The sequence below is a fragment of the Variovorax sp. GW821-FHT10C12 genome (assembly GCF_059415405.1).
Map to the genome: position 1 here is coordinate 1,196,443 of NZ_JBWKNE010000001.1, position 17,323 is coordinate 1,213,765.

Annotated in this window: 15 protein-coding genes; 13 read left to right on the forward strand and 2 right to left on the reverse strand. The window is 69.8% G+C overall.

All coding sequences use genetic code 11. From position 1 onward, the window contains the following. Positions 1-27: 27 nt before the first annotated feature. The 9 genes from AC07OH_RS05770 to AC07OH_RS05810 all read left to right on the forward strand — a co-directional run bounded on the left by AC07OH_RS05770 (position 28) and on the right by AC07OH_RS05810 (position 10,315). Positions 28-1,368 carry an LLM class flavin-dependent oxidoreductase gene (locus AC07OH_RS05770; RefSeq protein ID WP_495299898.1) on the forward strand — a complete coding sequence of 447 codons (1,341 nt, stop codon included), beginning with the start codon at positions 28-30 and terminating at the stop codon, positions 1,366-1,368. Next, on the forward strand, positions 1,368-2,588 hold the full coding sequence (locus AC07OH_RS05775; protein ID WP_495299899.1) for a M20 aminoacylase family protein: 1,221 nt from the start codon (positions 1,368-1,370) through the stop codon (positions 2,586-2,588). Before AC07OH_RS05770 ends, AC07OH_RS05775 begins: the two co-directional genes overlap by 1 nt. Continuing rightward, a complete protein-coding gene (locus AC07OH_RS05780; protein ID WP_495299900.1) occupies positions 2,585-3,121 on the forward strand; it encodes a GNAT family N-acetyltransferase in 537 nt (178 codons plus the stop codon). The genes AC07OH_RS05775 and AC07OH_RS05780 overlap by 4 nt, the downstream gene beginning before the upstream one ends. Then, positions 3,118-4,941: an amino acid ABC transporter permease/ATP-binding protein gene (locus tag AC07OH_RS05785; RefSeq protein ID WP_495299901.1), complete on the forward strand. Its 1,824-nt coding sequence runs from the start codon at positions 3,118-3,120 to the stop codon at positions 4,939-4,941. Before AC07OH_RS05780 ends, AC07OH_RS05785 begins: the two co-directional genes overlap by 4 nt. Positions 4,942-4,980: 39 nt before the next feature. After that, complete coding sequence (locus AC07OH_RS05790; protein WP_495299902.1) at positions 4,981-5,904, forward strand: ABC transporter substrate-binding protein; 924 nt, start codon at positions 4,981-4,983, stop codon at positions 5,902-5,904. Positions 5,905-5,916: 12 nt separating this feature from the next. Next, positions 5,917-6,843 carry an ABC transporter substrate-binding protein gene (locus AC07OH_RS05795; protein ID WP_370869878.1) on the forward strand — a complete coding sequence of 309 codons (927 nt, stop codon included), beginning with the start codon at positions 5,917-5,919 and terminating at the stop codon, positions 6,841-6,843. 19 nt (positions 6,844-6,862) lie between these two features. Further along, positions 6,863-7,906 carry an LLM class flavin-dependent oxidoreductase gene (locus AC07OH_RS05800; RefSeq protein WP_487847004.1) on the forward strand — a complete coding sequence of 348 codons (1,044 nt, stop codon included), beginning with the start codon at positions 6,863-6,865 and terminating at the stop codon, positions 7,904-7,906. 119 nt (positions 7,907-8,025) lie between these two features. Next, a complete protein-coding gene (locus AC07OH_RS05805) occupies positions 8,026-8,976 on the forward strand; it encodes a sulfurtransferase (protein WP_495299903.1) in 951 nt (316 codons plus the stop codon). A 127-nt stretch (positions 8,977-9,103) separates the two neighbouring features. Further along, complete coding sequence (locus AC07OH_RS05810; RefSeq protein ID WP_495299904.1) at positions 9,104-10,315, forward strand: YeeE/YedE thiosulfate transporter family protein; 1,212 nt, start codon at positions 9,104-9,106, stop codon at positions 10,313-10,315. An 88-nt stretch (positions 10,316-10,403) separates the two neighbouring features. Here AC07OH_RS05810 and AC07OH_RS05815 read toward each other — a convergent pair whose 3' ends face one another. Both AC07OH_RS05815 and AC07OH_RS05820 read right to left on the reverse strand, forming a co-directional pair. Continuing rightward, complete coding sequence (locus AC07OH_RS05815; protein ID WP_495299905.1) at positions 10,404-11,204, reverse strand: alpha/beta fold hydrolase; 801 nt, start codon at positions 11,202-11,204, stop codon at positions 10,404-10,406. Positions 11,205-11,211: 7 nt separating this feature from the next. Further along, positions 11,212-11,820 carry a TetR/AcrR family transcriptional regulator gene (locus tag AC07OH_RS05820; protein WP_495299906.1) on the reverse strand — a complete coding sequence of 203 codons (609 nt, stop codon included), beginning with the start codon at positions 11,818-11,820 and terminating at the stop codon, positions 11,212-11,214. 216 nt (positions 11,821-12,036) lie between these two features. Here AC07OH_RS05820 and AC07OH_RS05825 point away from each other — a divergent pair, with 216 nt between their 5' ends. Genes AC07OH_RS05825 through AC07OH_RS05840 form a run of 4 tightly spaced genes read left to right on the forward strand, consistent with a single transcriptional unit; the run spans position 12,037 to position 17,317 of the window. Then, a complete protein-coding gene (locus tag AC07OH_RS05825; protein ID WP_495299907.1) occupies positions 12,037-13,626 on the forward strand; it encodes an ABC transporter substrate-binding protein in 1,590 nt (529 codons plus the stop codon). Positions 13,627-13,633: 7 nt separating this feature from the next. Beyond that, entirely contained in the window at positions 13,634-14,599 is a 966-nt protein-coding gene (locus AC07OH_RS05830; protein ID WP_101491495.1) for an ABC transporter permease, read from the forward strand. A gap of 19 nt (positions 14,600-14,618) precedes the next feature. After that, positions 14,619-15,560 (forward strand): ABC transporter permease, encoded by a 942-nt coding sequence (locus AC07OH_RS05835; RefSeq protein ID WP_495299908.1) that lies wholly within the window; start codon positions 14,619-14,621, stop codon positions 15,558-15,560. Then, complete coding sequence (locus AC07OH_RS05840; protein ID WP_495299909.1) at positions 15,557-17,317, forward strand: dipeptide ABC transporter ATP-binding protein; 1,761 nt, start codon at positions 15,557-15,559, stop codon at positions 17,315-17,317. Before AC07OH_RS05835 ends, AC07OH_RS05840 begins: the two co-directional genes overlap by 4 nt. Positions 17,318-17,323 lie beyond the last annotated feature (6 nt).

Consider the following 17,323-nt stretch of genomic DNA (forward strand, 5'->3'; position numbering starts at 1 on the left):
CCTTTTCCCACCACAAGAACGATCGTCATGAGCAACATCCAGTTCGGCGTCATGCTGCAAGGGGCCGGCAGCCACATGAATGCCTGGAAGCACCCGGGCGGCCCGGCCGATGCCAGCGTCAACCTCGACTTCTTCATCCGCAGCGCGCAGAAGGCAGAGGCCGCGGGCATCGCCTTCGCGTTCGTGGCCGACGGGCTCTACATCAACGAGAAGTCGATCCCGCACTTCCTCAATCGCTTCGAGCCGATCTCGATCCTGTCGGCGCTGGCCGCCGTCACCACGAAGATCGGCCTGGCGGGCACCATCTCCAGTTCGTACAGCGACCCATTCACGGTGGCGCGGCAGTTCGCCTCGCTGGACCTCATCAGCGGCGGGCGCGCGGGCTGGAACGTGGTGACCACGCCGCTGGAAGGCAGCGCCAAGAACTACAGCCGCGCCCACCCCGAGCACGCGCTGCGCTACGAGATCGCCGACGAGTACCTGGCCGTGACGCAGGGCCTGTGGGACAGCTGGGACGACGACGCCTTCGTGCGCGACCGCGAGAGCGGCCGCTTCTTCGACCGCGACAAGCTGCACACGCTGGACCACAAGGGCCGCTTCTTCCAGGTGGCCGGGCCGCTGAACATCCAGCGCTCGCCGCAGGGCCAGCCCGTGATCTTCCAGGCCGGCTCGTCGGACGCGGGCATCGGCCTGGCAGGCAAGTACGCCGACGCGGTGTTCACGCATTCGCCCTCGCTCGAAGACACGCGCACCTTCCTCAAGCAGGTCAAGGCCAGCGCCGTGGCGCAGGGGCGGCAGGCCGGCGACGTGAAGATCTTCCCGGGCATCGGCCCGGTGGTCGCGGCCACCGAGGCGGAAGCCGAGGCCAAGTACCTCGCCATCCGCGCGCTGCTGACGGTCGAGGAGGCGCTGGCCTACCTGGGCCGCTTCTTCGACCACCACGACTTCAGCCAGTACCCGCTCGATGCGCCGTTCCCCGAGCTGGGCGAGATCGGTCGCAACAGCTTCCGCTCGACCACCGACCGCATCAAGGCGAATGCCAAGGCCAAGGGCCAGACGCTGCGCGAGGTGGCACTCGAAGTCGCCACGCCGCGCACGCAGTTCGTGGGCACGGGCGAGCGCATCGCCGACGAGATCATCCGCTGGGTGGACGAGGGCGCGGCCGACGGCTTCATCCTCGGTTTTCCGGTGCTGGGGCAGGGCCTCGATGACTTCATCGCGTTCGTGATTCCCGCGCTGGAGGCGCGCGGTCGCTACCAGCGCACGCTGCCCGGCCAGACCCTGCGCGACCACCTGGGCCTGCCGCGCAAGGCGAGCCGCCATGCCGCGCCGCAAGCCGGCGCCACCGTCGAGCGCAAGGCCGCCTGATGGGCGCCGCGCTGCCACGACCGGCCCTGAAGGACATCCACCGCGTCGAATCCACCATTGCCGGCTACGGTGACGAGTTCATCGCGCTGCGGCGCGACATCCATCAGCACCCCGAGCTGTCGTTCAAGGAGCACCGCACCTCGGCGCTCGTGGCCGAGCGGCTCGCGGCCTGGGGCTACGAGGTCACGACCGGCCTGGCCGGCACCGGCGTGGTGGGCACGCTGCGGCGCGGGCCGGGGCGCAGCCTCGGCATCCGCGCCGACATGGACGCGCTGCCGATCCAGGAAGCCACGGGCCTGCCGTACGCGAGCGAGAACGCGGGCGTGATGCACGCCTGCGGCCACGACGGCCACACGGCAATCCTGCTCGCGGCGGCCCGCTTCCTGGCCGAGGCGGGCAGCTTTCACGGCACCTTGCACCTGATCTTCCAGCCCGCCGAAGAACTCGGTGCGGGCGCCAAGAAGATGATCGACGAGGGCCTGTTCACGCGCTTCCCGTGCGACGCCGTCTTCGGCCTGCACAACTGGCCCGGCGTGGGGGCAGGGCACGTGGGCTGCGTTACCGGGCCCGCGATGGCGGCCATCGACCAGGCCCACATCACGGTGCGCGGCAAGGGCGGCCACGGCGCGCAGCCGCACGAGACGGTCGACCCCGTGGTCGCGAGCGCGCACCTGATCGCGGCGCTGCAGACCGTGGTGTCGCGCAACGTCGATCCGCTGGACATGGGCGTGGTCACGGTGGGCTCCATCCACGGCGGCGAGGCCTCCAACGTGATTCCGAACACCGTCGAGCTCAAGCTCACGGCGCGTTCGTTCAAGCCCGAGGTGCGCGCGCTGCTGGCACAGCGCATTCCCGCGCTGGCGCGGGCGCAGGCCGAGAGCTTCGGCGCGCAGGCCGAGGTGGACTACCGGCCGGGCTTTCCGCCGGTGGTCAATCACGTGGAAGAAACCGCCTTCGCGCGCGCCGTGGCGGTCGACACCTTCGGCGCGCAGCGCGTCGATCCGGCCTTCCGCCCGCGCACCGCCAGCGAAGACTTCGCCTACATGCTGCAGGCGCGCCCCGGCAGCTACGTGTTCTTCGGCAACGGCGAGAGCGCCTCGCTGCACAGCCCGCGCTACGACTTCAACGACGCGATCCTCGCGCCCGCGGCCGTGTACTGGGCCCGGCTGGCCGAGCGCTTTCTTTCCGCCGACGGCGACACCCAGGAAACCACCCCATGAGCGAACAGTTTCTCTACACCACGCCGCTGGACCCGCTGGCCCGGCCGTTGATCGAAGGGCTCACCTTCGAGTACGACAGCCGCTACGGCGACGTGCTGCGCGAGCCCGGCGCGCCGCGCGAGATCGACCGCTACGCGCCCGAAGTGTTCGCACCGCCGCACGGCAACTTCGTGCTGCTGCTGCGCGACGGCGTGGCGATCGGCGGCGGCGCCTTCATGCGCCACGACGAACGCACCGCCGAGCTCAAGCGCGTGTGGACGCACGGCGCGCTGCGCCGCCAGGGCCTGGCCAGCCGCGTGCTGGCCGAGCTGGAGGCGCAGGTGCTGCGCCAGGGCTACGAGCGCATCTACCTCACGACGGGCTTTCGCCAGCCCGAGGCCGTGGGCCTGTACCGCAGCCATGGCTACACGGCGCTGTTCACGGACGACGCCGACCCCGAGACGCCGCGCAAGCTGCCGTTCGAGAAGCACCTGGCGCAATGGGCCACGCAAGGCCGTGCCGGTGTGGCACTGAGCGGGGCGGTGTCGCGATGAACACGACCACCGTGCTCGACGCCGGTCCGGAGCCTCGTACCCCCACGGCACCCCTGCGCCGCAGCGACGCGGCACCGCCCGCCAAGGGCGACTACTCGCACTTTCGCATCGTCCCCGCGACCTACCCGGCGCGCACCGTCGGCACCGTCTTCGCGGTGGCGGTGATCGGCCTCGTGCTGCATTCGGTGCTCACCAACCCCCGCTGGGGCTGGCCGGTGTTCGCGCAGTGGTTCTTCTCGGAGCCGGTGCTGGCCGGGCTGGGCCGCACGCTGCTGCTCACGGCGCTGGGGGCGGTGCTGGGCTTCTTCTTCGGCACGGGGCTGGCGCTGGCGCGGGTGTCGCGCTCGCCGCTGCTGGCACGGCTGGCCTGGGTGTTCACCTGGCTCTTCCGTTCGGTGCCGGTGATCGTGCTGCTCTTGATCATCAACAACCTGGGCTACCTGTACGAGACCGTGTCGCTGGGCGTGCCGTTCACCGACCTGACATTCTTCTCGTACCCGACCACGCAGCTCATCAGCCCCTTCGTGGCGGCGCTGCTGGGCCTCACGCTGAACCAGGCGGCCTTCGCCTCGGAGATCGTGCGCGGGGGCATCCTGTCGGTGGACCAGGGGCAGCTCGAGGCTGCAGCGGCGCTGGGCCTTTCGCGCCGGCGCCAGGCCTCGCGCATCGTGCTGCCGCAGGCCATGCGCAGCATCCTGCCGACGGCCTTCAACGACATCATCGGGCTGGCCAAGGGCACCTCGAACCTCTACATCCTGGCGCTGCCCGAGCTGTTCTACACGATCCAGATCATCTACCGGCGCAACCTGGAAGTGATTCCGCTGCTCATGGTGGCGACCGTGTGGTACCTCGTGATCCTCACGGTGCTGTCGGTGGCGCAGCACTACATCGAGCGGCATTTCTCGCGCGGGGCGCTGCGCCATGCGCCGCGCTCGTGGCTGGGCGGCGTGGTGCACGGGCTGTGGGCGCGGGGCAGGGCGCCGGCCGTGGTGCCCGTGTCGGCACCGGCGCCGGCGCCGGCGCCCGCACAGGTGCCGCGCTGGAACGGCTCGCGCGCGCCGGGCGGCGAGGTGACGATCCACGGCGTGTCCAAGCGCTTCGGCGCGCTGCAGGTGCTCGACGACGTGACCTTCACCGCGCCGCGTGGCAGCGTCACCGTGATCCTCGGCCCCTCGGGCTCGGGCAAGTCGACGCTGCTGCGCACCATCAACCACCTGGAGCGCGTGGACGACGGCTTCATTGCCATCGACGGCGAACTCATCGGCTACCGGCGCGACGCCGACACGCTGTACGAGCTGCACGAGAAGGACATCCTCGCGCGCCGCGTCGACGTGGGCATGGTGTTCCAGAACTTCAACCTGTTCCCGCACCTCACGGTGCTGGAGAACATCGTCGAGGCGCCGCAGTCGGTGCGCGGCCTGCCGCGCGCCGAGGCCGAGGCGCTGGCCACCGACCTGCTGGCGCGCGTCGGCCTGGCCGACCGCAAGGACGCCTACCCGCGCCAGCTCTCGGGCGGCCAGCAGCAGCGCGTGGCGATCGCGCGGGCACTGGCGCTCAAGCCCAAGGTGCTGCTGTTCGACGAGCCCACCTCGGCGCTCGACCCCGAGCTGGTGGGCGAGGTGCTCGCGGTGATCGAGGAACTCGCGAGCTCCGGCACCACGCTGGTCATCGTGACGCACGAGATCGGTTTTGCCCGCGAGGTGGCCGACACCGTGGTCTTCATGGAGCAGGGCCGCATCCTCGAGACCGGCACGCCCGAGCAGGTGTTCAACGCACCGCGGCACCCACGCACGGCCGAGTTCCTGGCCAAGGTGCTCTGAGTTTTTTCCCTTCCCCGTTTTTCAAACCGACCGCCTTTCATGACCCATCGACGCCTTCTCCTGTCCGTTCTCCTGGCGGCCTTGCTGCCGATCGCCGCCACGGCCCAGACCGCCCCGGCGCCCGACCTGAGCCCCGAGCAGCCAGGCCGCCCGCGCGCGCAGAAGATCGACGAGGCCGTGCGGCTCGCGAAGGACTTCAAGTTCCAGAAGGAAGGCGTGCTCGTCGTGGGCACCACCACCGGCCGGCTGCCGTTCGCGGCCTACGCCACCGACACGAAGACGCCCGTGGGCAACGCGCCCGACATCGCACAGCTCGTGGCCGACAGCCTGGGGCGCAAGCTGGAGCTGGTGTCCACCGCCTGGGCCGACTGGCCGCTGGGCCTGCAGTCGGGCAAGTTCGACGTGGTGGTGTCCAACGTGACCGTGACCGAGGAGCGCAAGGAGAAGTTCGACTTCTCGACCTACCGCAACGACCAGCTGGGCATCTACGTGAAGTCGGACAGCAAGCTCGGCCCCATCAAGGAACCCAAGGACATCGCGGGCCTGAAGCTCATCGTGACGGCCAGCACGAACCAGGAGCAGATCCTGCTGCGCTGGAACAAGCAGAACCTGGCCGCCGGCCTCAAGCCCATCGAGATCCAGTACTACGACGACGATGTGGTGCAGCGCCTGGCCATCCAGTCGGGCCGCGCCGACGCCTACGTGGGCCCCAACGCCATCGCGGCCTACGAGGCGCGCGACGGCAAGACGCGGCTCGCGGGCCTGGTGTCGGGCGGCTGGCCGCTCAACGCCGAGATCGCCGTCACCTCGCGCAAGGGCTCGGGCATTGCCGAAGCCGTGACGCTGGCGCTGAACACGCAGATCAGGAACGGCAACTACGGCAAGGCGCTGTCGCGCTGGAACCTGGCATCCGAAGCGATCGAGGTGGCGCGCACCAACCCACCCGGCCTGCCGAAGAACTGAGGGGAGGGGATCATGTCGCTCAAGAAGACACTGGGGGCGCTGGCCGCCCTCGGGCTGATGGCGTTCGCGCCGGCGCATGCCGCCGACACCTTCGACTTCAGCCCCGAGCAGAAGGGCCGCCTGCACACCGGCAAGGACGCCGAGGCCGTCAACGCCATTCCGCCCAGCTTCAAGTTCGTGAAGGAGGGCGTGCTGACCATCGCCATCGCGCCGTTCGCGCCGCCGATCTCCACCTATGCCACCGACGCGAAGACGGTGGTGGGCTTCGACCCCGACTTTGCCCACCTCATCGCCGAGGCGCTGGGCCTGAAGCTGGAGCTGCGGCCCGTCGCCTGGGCCGACTGGCCGCTGGGCCTGAGCTCGGGCAAGTACGATGCCGTGATCTCCAACGTGGGCGTGACCGAGCAGCGCAAGGAGAAGTTCGACTTCTCGACCTACCGGCTCGGCCTGCACGGCTTCTACGTGCGCACCGACAGCGCCATCCAGTCGATCAAGGAGCCGAAGGACGTGGCGGGCCTGAAGCTCACGACCGGCGCCGGCACGAACCAGGAGCGCATCCTGCTCGAATGGGACCGGCAGAACGTGGCCGCAGGCCTGAAGCCGGTGTCGATCCAGTACTACGACGACGATGTGACGCGCTGGCTGGCGGTGACGACGAAGCGCGTCGACGCCAACTTCAACCCCAACGCGCCGCAGGCCTACGAGGCCGCGAAGAACGGGCAACTGCGGCTGGCCGGCACGGTGAACGCGGGCTGGCCGTTGAAGTCGGACGTGGCCGTGGCCACGCGCAAGGGCAGCGGCCTGGCGGTGGCGCTCACCACCGCGGCCAACAACCTGATCCGCAACGGCACCTACGCCAAGGCGCTCGCGCGCTGGCGCCTGGCCGAAGAGGCGCTGCCGAAATCGGAGGTCAACCCGCCGGGGTTGCCGAAGTTCTGACCCTGCGAGCGACACGACCATGACCATCCATCACATCGGTTTCCTCACGCCCGGCAACTACGACGAGGCCGACCCGCACGCGGGCCTCGAAGCCGCGCTGCGGCTGTTCGAGTTCGGCGAGCGGCGCGGCTTCGACAGCGCCTGGGTGCGCCAGCGCCACCTGGAGCGCGCCGTGTCGTCGGCGCCGACCTTCCTGGCCGCCGCCACGCAGCGCACGCGCCGCATCGAACTCGGCGCGGCCGTGATCCAGATGGGCTACGAAAACCCGTTCCGGCTCGCCGAAGACCTGGCCACCGTCGACGTGCTCTCGCGCGGGCGCCTGCAGGTGGGCCTGAGCGCGGGTGCGCCGCCGCACGGCGCCTTGCTGGGCGGGCGCTTCCAGGACGCACCGCCGGCCACGGTCGACTTCACGCACAAGCGCGTGGCGCGGCTGCGCGCCAACCTCGAAGACGTGCTGCTGGGCGACGAGGACACGGTGGTCGAATCCGCCGGCGGGCGCGTGCGTCCGCGCGTGCAGCCCTATGCGCCCGGCCTGGTCGGGCGGCTCTGGTACGGCGGCGGGTCGCTGCGCTCGGCCGAATGGGCGGGGCGCAACGGCTTTCACCTGCTGCTGGGCAACGTGCTCACGGGCGAGACCACCGACGACTTCCTCGAGGCGCAGACCGGCCTGGTCGAGCGCTACCGCGCCAGCGAAGTGCCGGGCGCGCGGCGCGGGCGGATCGCGCTGGGCCGCGTGATCGTGCCGCTCGACGGCGCCGATGCCGCCACGCGGCGCCGCTACCGCGCGTTCGCCGCGGGCCGCGTCGAACGCACGCTGTCGCCGCAGGGCGAGCGCCGCACGCTGTTCGCCGGCGACCTCGTGGGCAGCGCCGACGAGATCCTCGAGCGCCTGCACCGCGACCCCGTGCTGCCGCTGGTGAGCGAGCTGCGCGTGGAGCTGCCCTACAACTTCGACAGCGAGGCCTACGAGCAGATCCTGGACGACCTGGCGGTGCGCATCGCGCCCGAATTGGGCTGGCGCGTGCGCGCCGAGCTGCCACACAAGGAAGTCGCTCTCGCCTGAGCCTCAGACGCTTTGCGCATGCGCTTATCGCAAACGCTTCGTTGGTGATCGCGGGTGGCCTGCCTAGAGTTCGCTCTGATCTGTTTCAGATGTCTTCCATTCAACACAAGGAGTCCCGCATGTCGATCTTCAGCAGATGGTGGCGCGCCGCGTCCCTCGCCACGCTGACCTTCCTGGCCACCGCACCGTCGGCCTTCGCGCAGGCTTCGGCCGACGGCAGCGGCCCACTGGTCTCCACCGACTGGCTCGAGAAGAACCTGCGCAACTCGAAGCTGCGCGTGATCGAGGTCAGCGTGAACCCGGGCCTGTACGAGCGCGGCCACATTCCGGGCGCGGTGAACTTCTCGTGGCACAACGACCTCAACGACCGCGTGCGCCGCGACATCGTGAGCCAGGCCGAGTTCGAGAAGCTGCTGTCGGCGGCCGGTGTCGACAAGGACACCACCGTGATCCTCTACGGCGACACCAACAACTGGTTCGCCGCCTGGGGTGCCTGGGTGTTCGACCAGTACGGCGTGCAGAACGTGAAGCTGCTCGACGGCGGGCGCAAGAAGTGGGAGGCCGAGAACCGGGTGCTCGACAACCGCGCGCCCGAGCACGTCGCCACGCGCTTCAAGGTGACGCAGCCCAACCCGCAGCTGCGCGCGCGGCTGGCCGACGTGCTGGCCGTAGCCGAGGGCCGCTCCGACGCGAAGCTGGTCGACATCCGCTCGGCCGATGAGTACAGCGGCAAGATCTTCGCGCCGGCCGGCGCCGCCGAACTGGCGGTGCGCGCGGGCCACGTGCCCGGCGCGGCCAACGTGCCCTGGGGCCGCGCGGTGAACGAAGACGGCACCTTCAAGTCGGCCGCCGAGCTGAAGGCGATCTACGCGGCCGTTGGCATCGACGGCAGCAAGCCGGCCATCACCTACTGCCGCATCGGCGAGCGCTCGAGCCACACCTGGTTCGCGCTGCACAAGATCCTGGGCTACAAGAACGTGCGCAACTACGACGGCTCGTGGACCGAGTACGGCAACGCCGTCGGCGTGCCGGTCAACAACCCGGCTGGCACGGTTTGGGCGTCCAAATGAATGAGTTGAGGTGAGATGAGTTCGAGGTGAGTCGGCGTTGGAGGGACCTCGCGGCCTCTCTGATGAGCGACATTGGGCGAGCCCTCGGGCTCGCTTTTTTTTGGACCCAAAAAAGAGGGACCGGGGCATGTCCGCTTCGTCAATCCATGCGGCGCCTGCGCCGCTTTCTCGCACAGGCCTGGCCGCTGCGGTCGTGGTGTTGCTGCTGATCGCCGCCGGCGTGCACCTGCTGGGCGAGCGCAGCGGCGGCCGCGCGCTGGCCTTCGCGCTCGGGCTGGGCGCGGTGCTCGGCGTGGTGCTGCAGCGCTCGCGCTTCTGCTTCTATTGCCATGCGCGCGACTACTTCGAAGGCGGCGACGCACGCGGCCTGCTGGCCATCGTGGCCGCGCTCGCGGTCGGCACCGTGGGCATGCATGTCGTGATGACGGGCTGGTTGCCGGTACCGCAGCCGGGGCGGCTGCCGCCCGATGCGCACATCGGGCCGGTCAGCGGCGCCCTGGTGCTCGCGGGGCTGGCCTTCGGCGCGGGCATGGTGGTGTCGGGCTCGTGCATCAGCGCGCACTGGTACCGGCTGGGCGAAGGCTCGCCGACCGCGCCGTTCGCACTGCTCGGTGCGGGCGCGGGATTCCTGCTCGGCTTTGCGAGCTGGAACTGGCTCTACAGCGCCACCATCGCCACCGCGCCCGTGGTGTGGCTGCCGCATCACCTGGGCTATGCGGGTTCGGCGGCGCTGCAGCTGGCGGTGCTCGCAGCGCTCGCGGCCTGGCTCTGGCGGAAGCTGCCGGTGGGTGAGGGTGCGTCGCCTGCACCGCGCCGCTTCATCGACGCCGCGCGCCGCCTGCTGCATGGGCGCTGGCCGTATGCGTGGGGTGGCCTCGCGGTCGGCGCGATCGCCGTGATCGTGGTGCTGCGGCTGCGTCCCCTCGGCGTCACCGCCGCGTTGGGCAGCGCCGCGCGCGACTTCGGCAACGCGCACAGCCTGCTGCCTCAGCGCTTGGACGGGCTCGACGGTTTCGGCGGCTGCGTGACGGCGGTGGTCGAAAGCCTCTGGCAGACGCCCAATGCGCTGCTGGTCGGTGGCCTCGTGGCGGGCGCGCTGGCCGCGGCGCTCGCGAGCGGGCAGTTCAAGCCCGCATGGCCGAGCGTGGGGCAGGTCGTGCGCGGCCTCGGCGGCGGCGTGCTGTTGGGGTGGGGCGCGATGACCGGGCTGGGCTGCACGGTCGGCAACCTGCTGTCGGGCACGATGGCCGGTGCGCTGTCGGGCTGGGTGTTCGGCGCGAGCGTGCTGCTGGCGGTGTGGGGTGGATTGCGGTTGAAGCGCTTGGCGGCGAGGGCGTGATGGCCTGTTACGCAAACAGGTCGGCCGTGGCTGTCGGCACCTCGTCGGTGATCGACAAGTGACTGCAAGGGTGCGGGCAGGCGATCCGTCAGCCCGGCGAGGCAAGGAATTTCTCGAGTTCCGCCCCCACGCGTTCCGTGGCTTCCAGGGGCAGCCAGTGTCCGTAGCCGCGGTACCGGTGCACCACCGCCTGCGCGCCGAAGCGGTCGGCGAATTCCGGGGCGATGTAGGGATCGTCGTCGCTCCAGAGCACCTGCACCGGCAGGCGCGCGGCGAGGGCGCGCAGCTGCGTGTCCCATCCTTCGAAGTGCGCCAGCTCGGTGGCGCGGAAGCAGCGCAACGCGGTCTGCTTCATGGATGGGGTGATGCGGTCGTAGATCCGGTCGATCTGCTCGGTGGTGAGGCGGCTCGCGCCTTTCTTCATTTCGCGCGAGAACGCGCGCCGGCTGGTGAGGAACTGCGCCAGTTCGCCCAGCAGCGGCGTGCGCCAGATGCGGTGCAGGCGGGTCCATCGGTAGCCGGGCGAGAAGGCCGTGTTGAAGATGCTGAGGCGCCGGACTTTCTGCGGATGCCGGATGGCCCAGGGCAGGCCGAACTGTCCGCCGATGTCGTGGACCACGAGGCTGAGCGGTTCCTGCAGGTCGAGCTGGCGCACGAGCTCGTCGACGAATGCCGCCAGGTCTTCCAGCGCGAAGCTGAAGCCGGGTGCGGCGACGGACTGTCCGTAGCCCGGCAGATCGGGCGCGAGGCAGCGATGGTGCGAATGCAACCGGTCGATGAGGCCACGCCACACATCGGCGGTGTCCGGATTGCCGTGCAGGAACAGCACGGGCGATCCTTCTCCCTTGTCGAGCAGGTGAACCTGCGAACCCTTCACGGTCAGCAGCATGGCCGTCCTACTTTCCGTGGGTGGCGTTCGCGCCCGCGACGATGAAGCGCAGCGTGTGGTCGAGCACGGTGTCGAAGCCGGGCGATGCCTCGAGCTTGCCGGCCAGTTGCAGGGACACGGCCCCATGCATCGCGCTCCAGAACACCCGGCCGAGCAGGCGCGGATCGCCCGCGATGGCGCCTTCGGCGACGAGCTGCTCCAACGGCACCGTCATGATCTGTTCGGCACGCTGTGCGGCGCGCTTCAGCTCCGGGAACTCCGACATGCCCGGATGCGGCAGGTTGAAGAGGAGCTTGTAGGCCCCAGGGTTGTCGAAAGCAAAGCGCAGGTAGGCGCCGCGCACGGCCGCCGATCTTTCGGGCGCGCTGCCGGGGGCCTCGAACGCGGCCTCCAGCGACGCCGAGAAACGGTCCAGCGCCGCCGCCGTCACCGCCGCCAGTATTTCCGTCTTGTCCCGGAAGTAGCGGTAGGGCGTCATCGCGCTGCAACCCAGTTGCTGTGCCAGCTGGCGGACCGTGACGCCGTCGACGCCATGCTCGGCGAAGGACTGTTCGGCAATCGCGAGCAGGCGGCGGCGGAAGTCTTGGACGTCCTCTTCTGACAAGGCTTTGGGCATCTCTCCTCCTTTTTATTTACGCTGTAAATGTACATCGTAAAACATCCAAGGGAAATCAGGTTTTCAACGTCGCAGACACCGTATTTCCATATGCGGACTCCTTCGTTGGGGAAGGCGCGGGGGCAGGGCACAGTCCCGCCACGCATCGACAGGCGCGTGTGCACGCACAGCGGCCATCTGCCTGTTTCAACTTCACAAGAACACCCGAGGGATTCCATGCTCCGACCACTCCTGACCGCGGCCCTGCTGGCCGCCGGCCTGCTGCAGGCGCCTGTTGCTGCCGCCGAAACCGTGCGATGGGCGCGCAGCGCCGACCCCGCCACGCTCGACCCGCATGCGGTCAACACCGGCACCAACTTCGGGTTGCTGCACCAGATCTACGAGCCGCTGATCCTGCGCGGCGCCGACAGCAAGCTGCAGCCCGCGCTCGCCACCTCGTGGAGGCTCACGGCCGACCCGACCGTGTGGGAGTTCAAGCTGCGCCCCGGCGTCAAGTTCCATGACGGCGCGCTGCTCACGGCCGACGACGTGGTGTTCTCGTTGCAGCGCGCGCAGGCGCCGAGCTCGGCGCTCAAGTCGCTGCTGTCGTCGGTGGCCGAGGTGAAGAAGGTCGATGCGCTCACGGTGCAGGTCAAGACCAAGGGCCCGAACCTGATCTTCCCGAACAACCTCACGAACCTCTTTATCCTCAACGAGGCCTGGGCCAAGGCGAACAAGGCCGAGCAGTCGCAGGACGTGGCCAGCAAGACCGAGAACTTCGCCACCCGCAACGAGAACGGCACCGGCCCCTACGTGCTGGCCTCGCGCGAGGTCGATGCACGCACGGTGCTCAAGCAGTTTCCGCAGTACTGGGGCCGCGGCCAGTTTCCGCTGGACGTGACCGAGCTGGTCTATGTGCCGATCAAGTCGCCCGCCACGCGCGTGGCCGCGCTGCTGTCGGGCGAGGTCGATTTCGTGCAGGACCTGCCGGCGCAGGACGTGGGCCGGCTCAAGGCCGACAAGCGCCTGCGCGTGACCGAAGGGCCCGAGAACCGCTCGATCTTCCTGGGCCTGAACGTGGGCGCGAAGGAACTCAAGTACGCCGACGTGAAGGGCAAGAACCCGCTGGCCGACCCCAAGGTGCGCGAGGCCATCGGCCTGGCCATCGACCGCGACGCGATCAAGGCGGCGGTGATGCGCGGGCTGTCGAACCCCTCGGGCATCATCGCGCCGCCGTTCGTGCACGGCTACGAGAAGGGCTTCGCGGCCTACCCGAAGGCCAACGCCGCGCAGGCGAAGAAGCTATTGGCCGAGGCCGGCTACCCGAACGGCTTTGCGATCACGCTGCACACGCCGAACGACCGCTACGTGAACGACGAGGCCATCAGCACGGCGGTGTCGGGCTTCCTCGGGCGCATCGGCATCAAGACCACGGTGGCGGCGCGCCCGATTGCGCTGCACAGCACCGCCATCAACTCGGCCGACACCGACTTCTACCTGTTCGGCTGGGGCGTGCCGACCTACGACTCGGCCTACATCTTCGATTACCTGGTGCACACGCGCGGCAAGGACGGCCGCGGCCCGACCAACGCCACCGGCTACAGCAATGCCGAGGTCGACGCGCAGATCGCGTCGCTCGCGGCCGAGAGCGACAAGGCCAAGCGCGACGCCACCATCAAGCGCATCTGGCAGACGGTGCAGAAGGAACGCATCTACATCGCGCTGCACGACCAGGTGCTCAACTTCGCCTCGACCCCGAAGCTGGACATTCCCGTGAGCCCCGACGGCAGCGTGTTCTTCAAGAACGTGAAGGTGGCGAAGCCCTGAGAACACCATGTGGGTTCATCTCTTGCGCCGGCTCGGCCAGTCCGTGCTGGTGCTGCTGGCGGTGTCGTTCGTGTCCTTCCTGGTGTTCCGCCACATCGGCGACCCGACCATCAGCCTGCTCGGCGAAGACGCCACGATCGAAGAACGCGCCGCTCTGACGGCCGAACTGGGCTTCGACCGCCCGGTGCCGGTGCAGTACCTGCGCTACGTGGGCCATGCGCTGCAGGGCGACCTGGGTGTGTCGTACCGGCTGAAGCGGCCGGTGGTCGAGCTCATCGCCGAGCGGCTGCCGGCCACGCTGGAGCTGGCGCTTGTGGCGGCCGTGCTGGCGGTGGCGGGCGGCGTGGCGCTGGGCGTCTACACCGCGATCCGGCGCGACAGCGTGGCCAGCCGCGCGGTCATGGCGGTGTCGCTGGTCGGCGTGTCGTTGCCGACCTTCCTGATCGGCATCGGACTCATCTACCTGTTCGCGGTCGAGCTGCGCTGGCTGCCCTCGTTCGGACGCGGCGACACGGTGCAGCTGGGCGGCTGGAGCACCGGGCTGCTCACGGCCTCGGGCTGGGCCTCGCTGCTGATGCCCGCGCTGACGCTGGGCCTGTACAAGCTGACGCTGATCATGCGGCTGGTGCGCGCCGAGATGCTGGAGGTGCTGCGCGCCGACTACATCCGCTTCGGCCGCGCGCGCGGGCTGCGCGAACGCGACCTGAACTACGGCCACGCGCTGCGCAACACGCTGATCCCGGTCATCACCATCACGGGGCTGCAGATCGGCTCGCTGGTGGCCTTTGCCATCGTCACCGAGACGGTGTTCCAGTGGCCGGGCGTGGGCCTGCTGTTCATCACGTCGATCCAGGGGGTGGACGTGCCGGTGGTGGCGGCCTACCTGCTGCTGATCGCGCTGCTGTACGTGGCGATCAATTTCATCGTCGACCTGCTGTACGTGCTGGTCGATCCGCGCCTGCGGCGCGCCTGACTCCTTCTTTCTTTTCCGAATGACGCTTCCTTCTCCGACCGGCGCCCCCGCACCGCGCCGCTGGCGCAACGCCGAGTCGCCCGTGCTGCGCGCCTTCGCACGCTCGCGCACCGTGCAACTGGCCGCCTTCGTGCTGCTGCTGGTTGCCCTGGCCTCGCTGTTCGCGCCGTGGATCGCGCGGCAAGACCCGTTCGACCCGGCCGTGCTTGACCTGATCGACGCCTTCACGCCGCCGGGGCAGCAGGGCGCTTCGGGCGCGTTCTTCCCGCTGGGCGCCGACGACCAGGGGCGCGACGTGTTCTCGGCCATCCTCTACGGGCTGCGCATGTCGCTGCTGGTGGGCGTGAGCGCGGTGGGGCTGTCGCTGGCCATCGGCGTGCCGCTCGGGCTGGCGGCGGGCTATGCGGGCGGCTGGTTCGACACGCTGGTGATGCGTGTGGCGGATGTGCAGCTGACCTTTCCGGTGCTGCTGGTGGCGCTCTTGATCTTCGGCATTGCGCGCGGCCTGCTGCCCGAGGGCTACCGCGACGACATGGCGGTGTACGTGATCGTGGCTGCCATCGGGCTGTCGGAATGGGTGCAGTACGCGCGCACGGTGCGCGGCGCCGTGATGCTCGAGAAGCACAAGGACTACGTGGCCGCCGCGCAGATCATCGGCCGCTCGCGCACCGGCATCCTGGTGCGGCACATCCTGCCGAACCTGCTGGCGCCGGTGCTGGTGATTGCCACCATCAGCTTCGCGCTGGCCATCGTGGCGGAGTCGACGCTGTCGTACCTGGGCGTGGGGCTGCCGCCCACGCAACCGTCGCTGGGCACGCTGATCCGCATCGGGCAGGGCTTCCTGTTCTCGGGCGAGTGGTGGATCCTGCTGTTTCCGGCGCTGGTGCTGCTGGCGCTGGCGCTGTCGGTCAACCTGGCGGGCGACTGGCTGCGCGACGCCCTGAATCCGAGGCTGCAATGAGCGCGCGCGACCCCTCGCCATCGCCTCGCGGCGAAACGCCCGTGCTGCGCGTGCGCGGGCTCGACGTGGCCTTCGACACGCACCGGGGCACGGTGCAGGTGCTCGATGGCGTCTCGTTCGAGATCGCGCCGGGAGAAATCCTGGGCGTGGTCGGCGAATCGGGCGCGGGCAAGTCGATGGTCGGCGCGGCCGTCATCGGCCTGGTGCCGCCGCCGGGGCGCATCGCGGGCGGCACGGTCGAGCTGCACGGCGAGCGCATCGACACGCTGCGCGGCGAAGACATGCGCCGCGTGCGCGGGCGCCGCATCGGCAGCGTGTTCCAGGACCCGTTGACCAGCCTGAACCCGGTCTACCCGATCGGCCGCCACCTCATCGAAACCATCCGCACGCACCTGCCCGTGAGCGAGCAGGAGGCACGCCGGCGCGCGCTGGCACTGCTGGCCGATGTGGAGATTCCCGACCCCGAAAGCCGCATCGACCAGTACCCGCACCAGTTCTCGGGCGGCATGCGCCAGCGCGTGGCGATTGCGCTCGCGCTGTGCGCCGAGCCGCAACTGCTGATTGCCGACGAGCCCACCACCGCGCTCGACGTGTCGGTGCAGGCGCAGGTGATCCGGGTGTTCCGGCGCGTCTGCCGCGAGCGCGGCACGGCCGCGATGCTCATCACGCACGACATGGGCGTGATCGCCGAGGCGGCCGACCGCGTGATGGTGATGTACCAGGGCCGCGTGCTGGAGACCGGCCCGGTGCGCCAGGTGCTCGACCACCCGCGCGAGCCGTACACGCGGGCGCTGATGGCCGCGATTCCTTCGGTGCACGACAGGCTGCATCGGCTGCCTGTGCCGGAGATCGGCGCGGACATCGCCGTGGCCGCCGCGTTGCCGCCCGCGCAGGCCGAGACCGTGGCGCCGCCGGCCGACAGCCCGCCGCTGATCCGCGTGCAGGGCCTGTCGCGCGAATTCGATCTCTCGGCCGGCTGGCTCGTGCGCACGCTGGCACGCCAGCCGAAGAAGGTGCTGCACGCGGTCGACGGCGTGAACTTCGACATCGCACGCGGACGCACCTTCGGGCTGGTCGGCGAGTCGGGCTCGGGCAAGTCGACCGTGGCGCGCATGATCGCGGGCCTCACGCGGCCCACGGCCGGCACGGTGCATTTCGACGGCATCGACCGCTGGGGCGACGCCGCGCAGACGGCCGCGCTGCGCCGGCGCTTCCAGATGATCTTCCAGGACCCGCATGCCAGCCTCAACCCGCGCTGGCGCGTGGACCGGCTCATCGCCGAGCCGGTGGAGGTGCTGGGCCTGGCCGCCAGCGCCGACGAAACCGCCGAGCGCGTGGCCCAGGCGCTGCGCCGCGTGCGCATGTCGCCCGACGACGGGCGGCGTTACCCGCACCAGTTCTCCGGCGGCCAGCGCCAGCGCATCGCCATCGCACGGGCGCTGGCCAGCCAGCCCGAGTTCATCGTCTGCGACGAGCCGACCTCGTCGCTCGACGTGTCGGTGCAGGCCCAGGTGCTGAACCTCATGCGCGACCTGCAGGACGAGTTCGGCCTGACCTACCTGCTGATCAGCCACAACCTCGCGGTGATCCGCCACATGTGCGACGACGTGGGCGTGATGCAGCGCGGGCGGCTGGTGGAGCAGGGCAGCGCGGGCGAGGTGCTCGATGCGCCGAAGCACGCCTACACCCAGGCGTTGATGGCGGCGGTGCCGGACATGCGGCACGCACCGGCCGCGGCCGTGCTCGCCACGGCCTGAAGTGCC

Excerpts from the sequence above, each read along its gene's own strand:
- AC07OH_RS05770 (WP_495299898.1), top strand. The coding sequence starts at position 28 with ATGAGCAACATCCAGTTCGGCGTCATGCTGCAAGGGGCCGGCAGCCAC.
- AC07OH_RS05775 (WP_495299899.1), top strand. The coding sequence starts at position 1,368 with ATGGGCGCCGCGCTGCCACGACCGGCCCTGAAGGACATCCACCGCGTC.
- AC07OH_RS05780 (WP_495299900.1), top strand. The coding sequence starts at position 2,585 with ATGAGCGAACAGTTTCTCTACACCACGCCGCTGGACCCGCTGGCCCGG.
- AC07OH_RS05785 (WP_495299901.1), top strand. The coding sequence starts at position 3,118 with ATGAACACGACCACCGTGCTCGACGCCGGTCCGGAGCCTCGTACCCCC.
- AC07OH_RS05790 (WP_495299902.1), top strand. The coding sequence starts at position 4,981 with ATGACCCATCGACGCCTTCTCCTGTCCGTTCTCCTGGCGGCCTTGCTG.
- AC07OH_RS05795 (WP_370869878.1), top strand. The coding sequence starts at position 5,917 with ATGTCGCTCAAGAAGACACTGGGGGCGCTGGCCGCCCTCGGGCTGATG.
- AC07OH_RS05800 (WP_487847004.1), top strand. The coding sequence starts at position 6,863 with ATGACCATCCATCACATCGGTTTCCTCACGCCCGGCAACTACGACGAG.
- AC07OH_RS05805 (WP_495299903.1), top strand. The coding sequence starts at position 8,026 with ATGTCGATCTTCAGCAGATGGTGGCGCGCCGCGTCCCTCGCCACGCTG.
- AC07OH_RS05810 (WP_495299904.1), top strand. The coding sequence starts at position 9,104 with ATGTCCGCTTCGTCAATCCATGCGGCGCCTGCGCCGCTTTCTCGCACA.
- AC07OH_RS05815 (WP_495299905.1), bottom strand. The coding sequence starts at position 11,204 with ATGCTGCTGACCGTGAAGGGTTCGCAGGTTCACCTGCTCGACAAGGGA.
- AC07OH_RS05820 (WP_495299906.1), bottom strand. The coding sequence starts at position 11,820 with ATGCCCAAAGCCTTGTCAGAAGAGGACGTCCAAGACTTCCGCCGCCGC.
- AC07OH_RS05825 (WP_495299907.1), top strand. The coding sequence starts at position 12,037 with ATGCTCCGACCACTCCTGACCGCGGCCCTGCTGGCCGCCGGCCTGCTG.
- AC07OH_RS05830 (WP_101491495.1), top strand. The coding sequence starts at position 13,634 with ATGTGGGTTCATCTCTTGCGCCGGCTCGGCCAGTCCGTGCTGGTGCTG.
- AC07OH_RS05835 (WP_495299908.1), top strand. The coding sequence starts at position 14,619 with ATGACGCTTCCTTCTCCGACCGGCGCCCCCGCACCGCGCCGCTGGCGC.
- AC07OH_RS05840 (WP_495299909.1), top strand. The coding sequence starts at position 15,557 with ATGAGCGCGCGCGACCCCTCGCCATCGCCTCGCGGCGAAACGCCCGTG.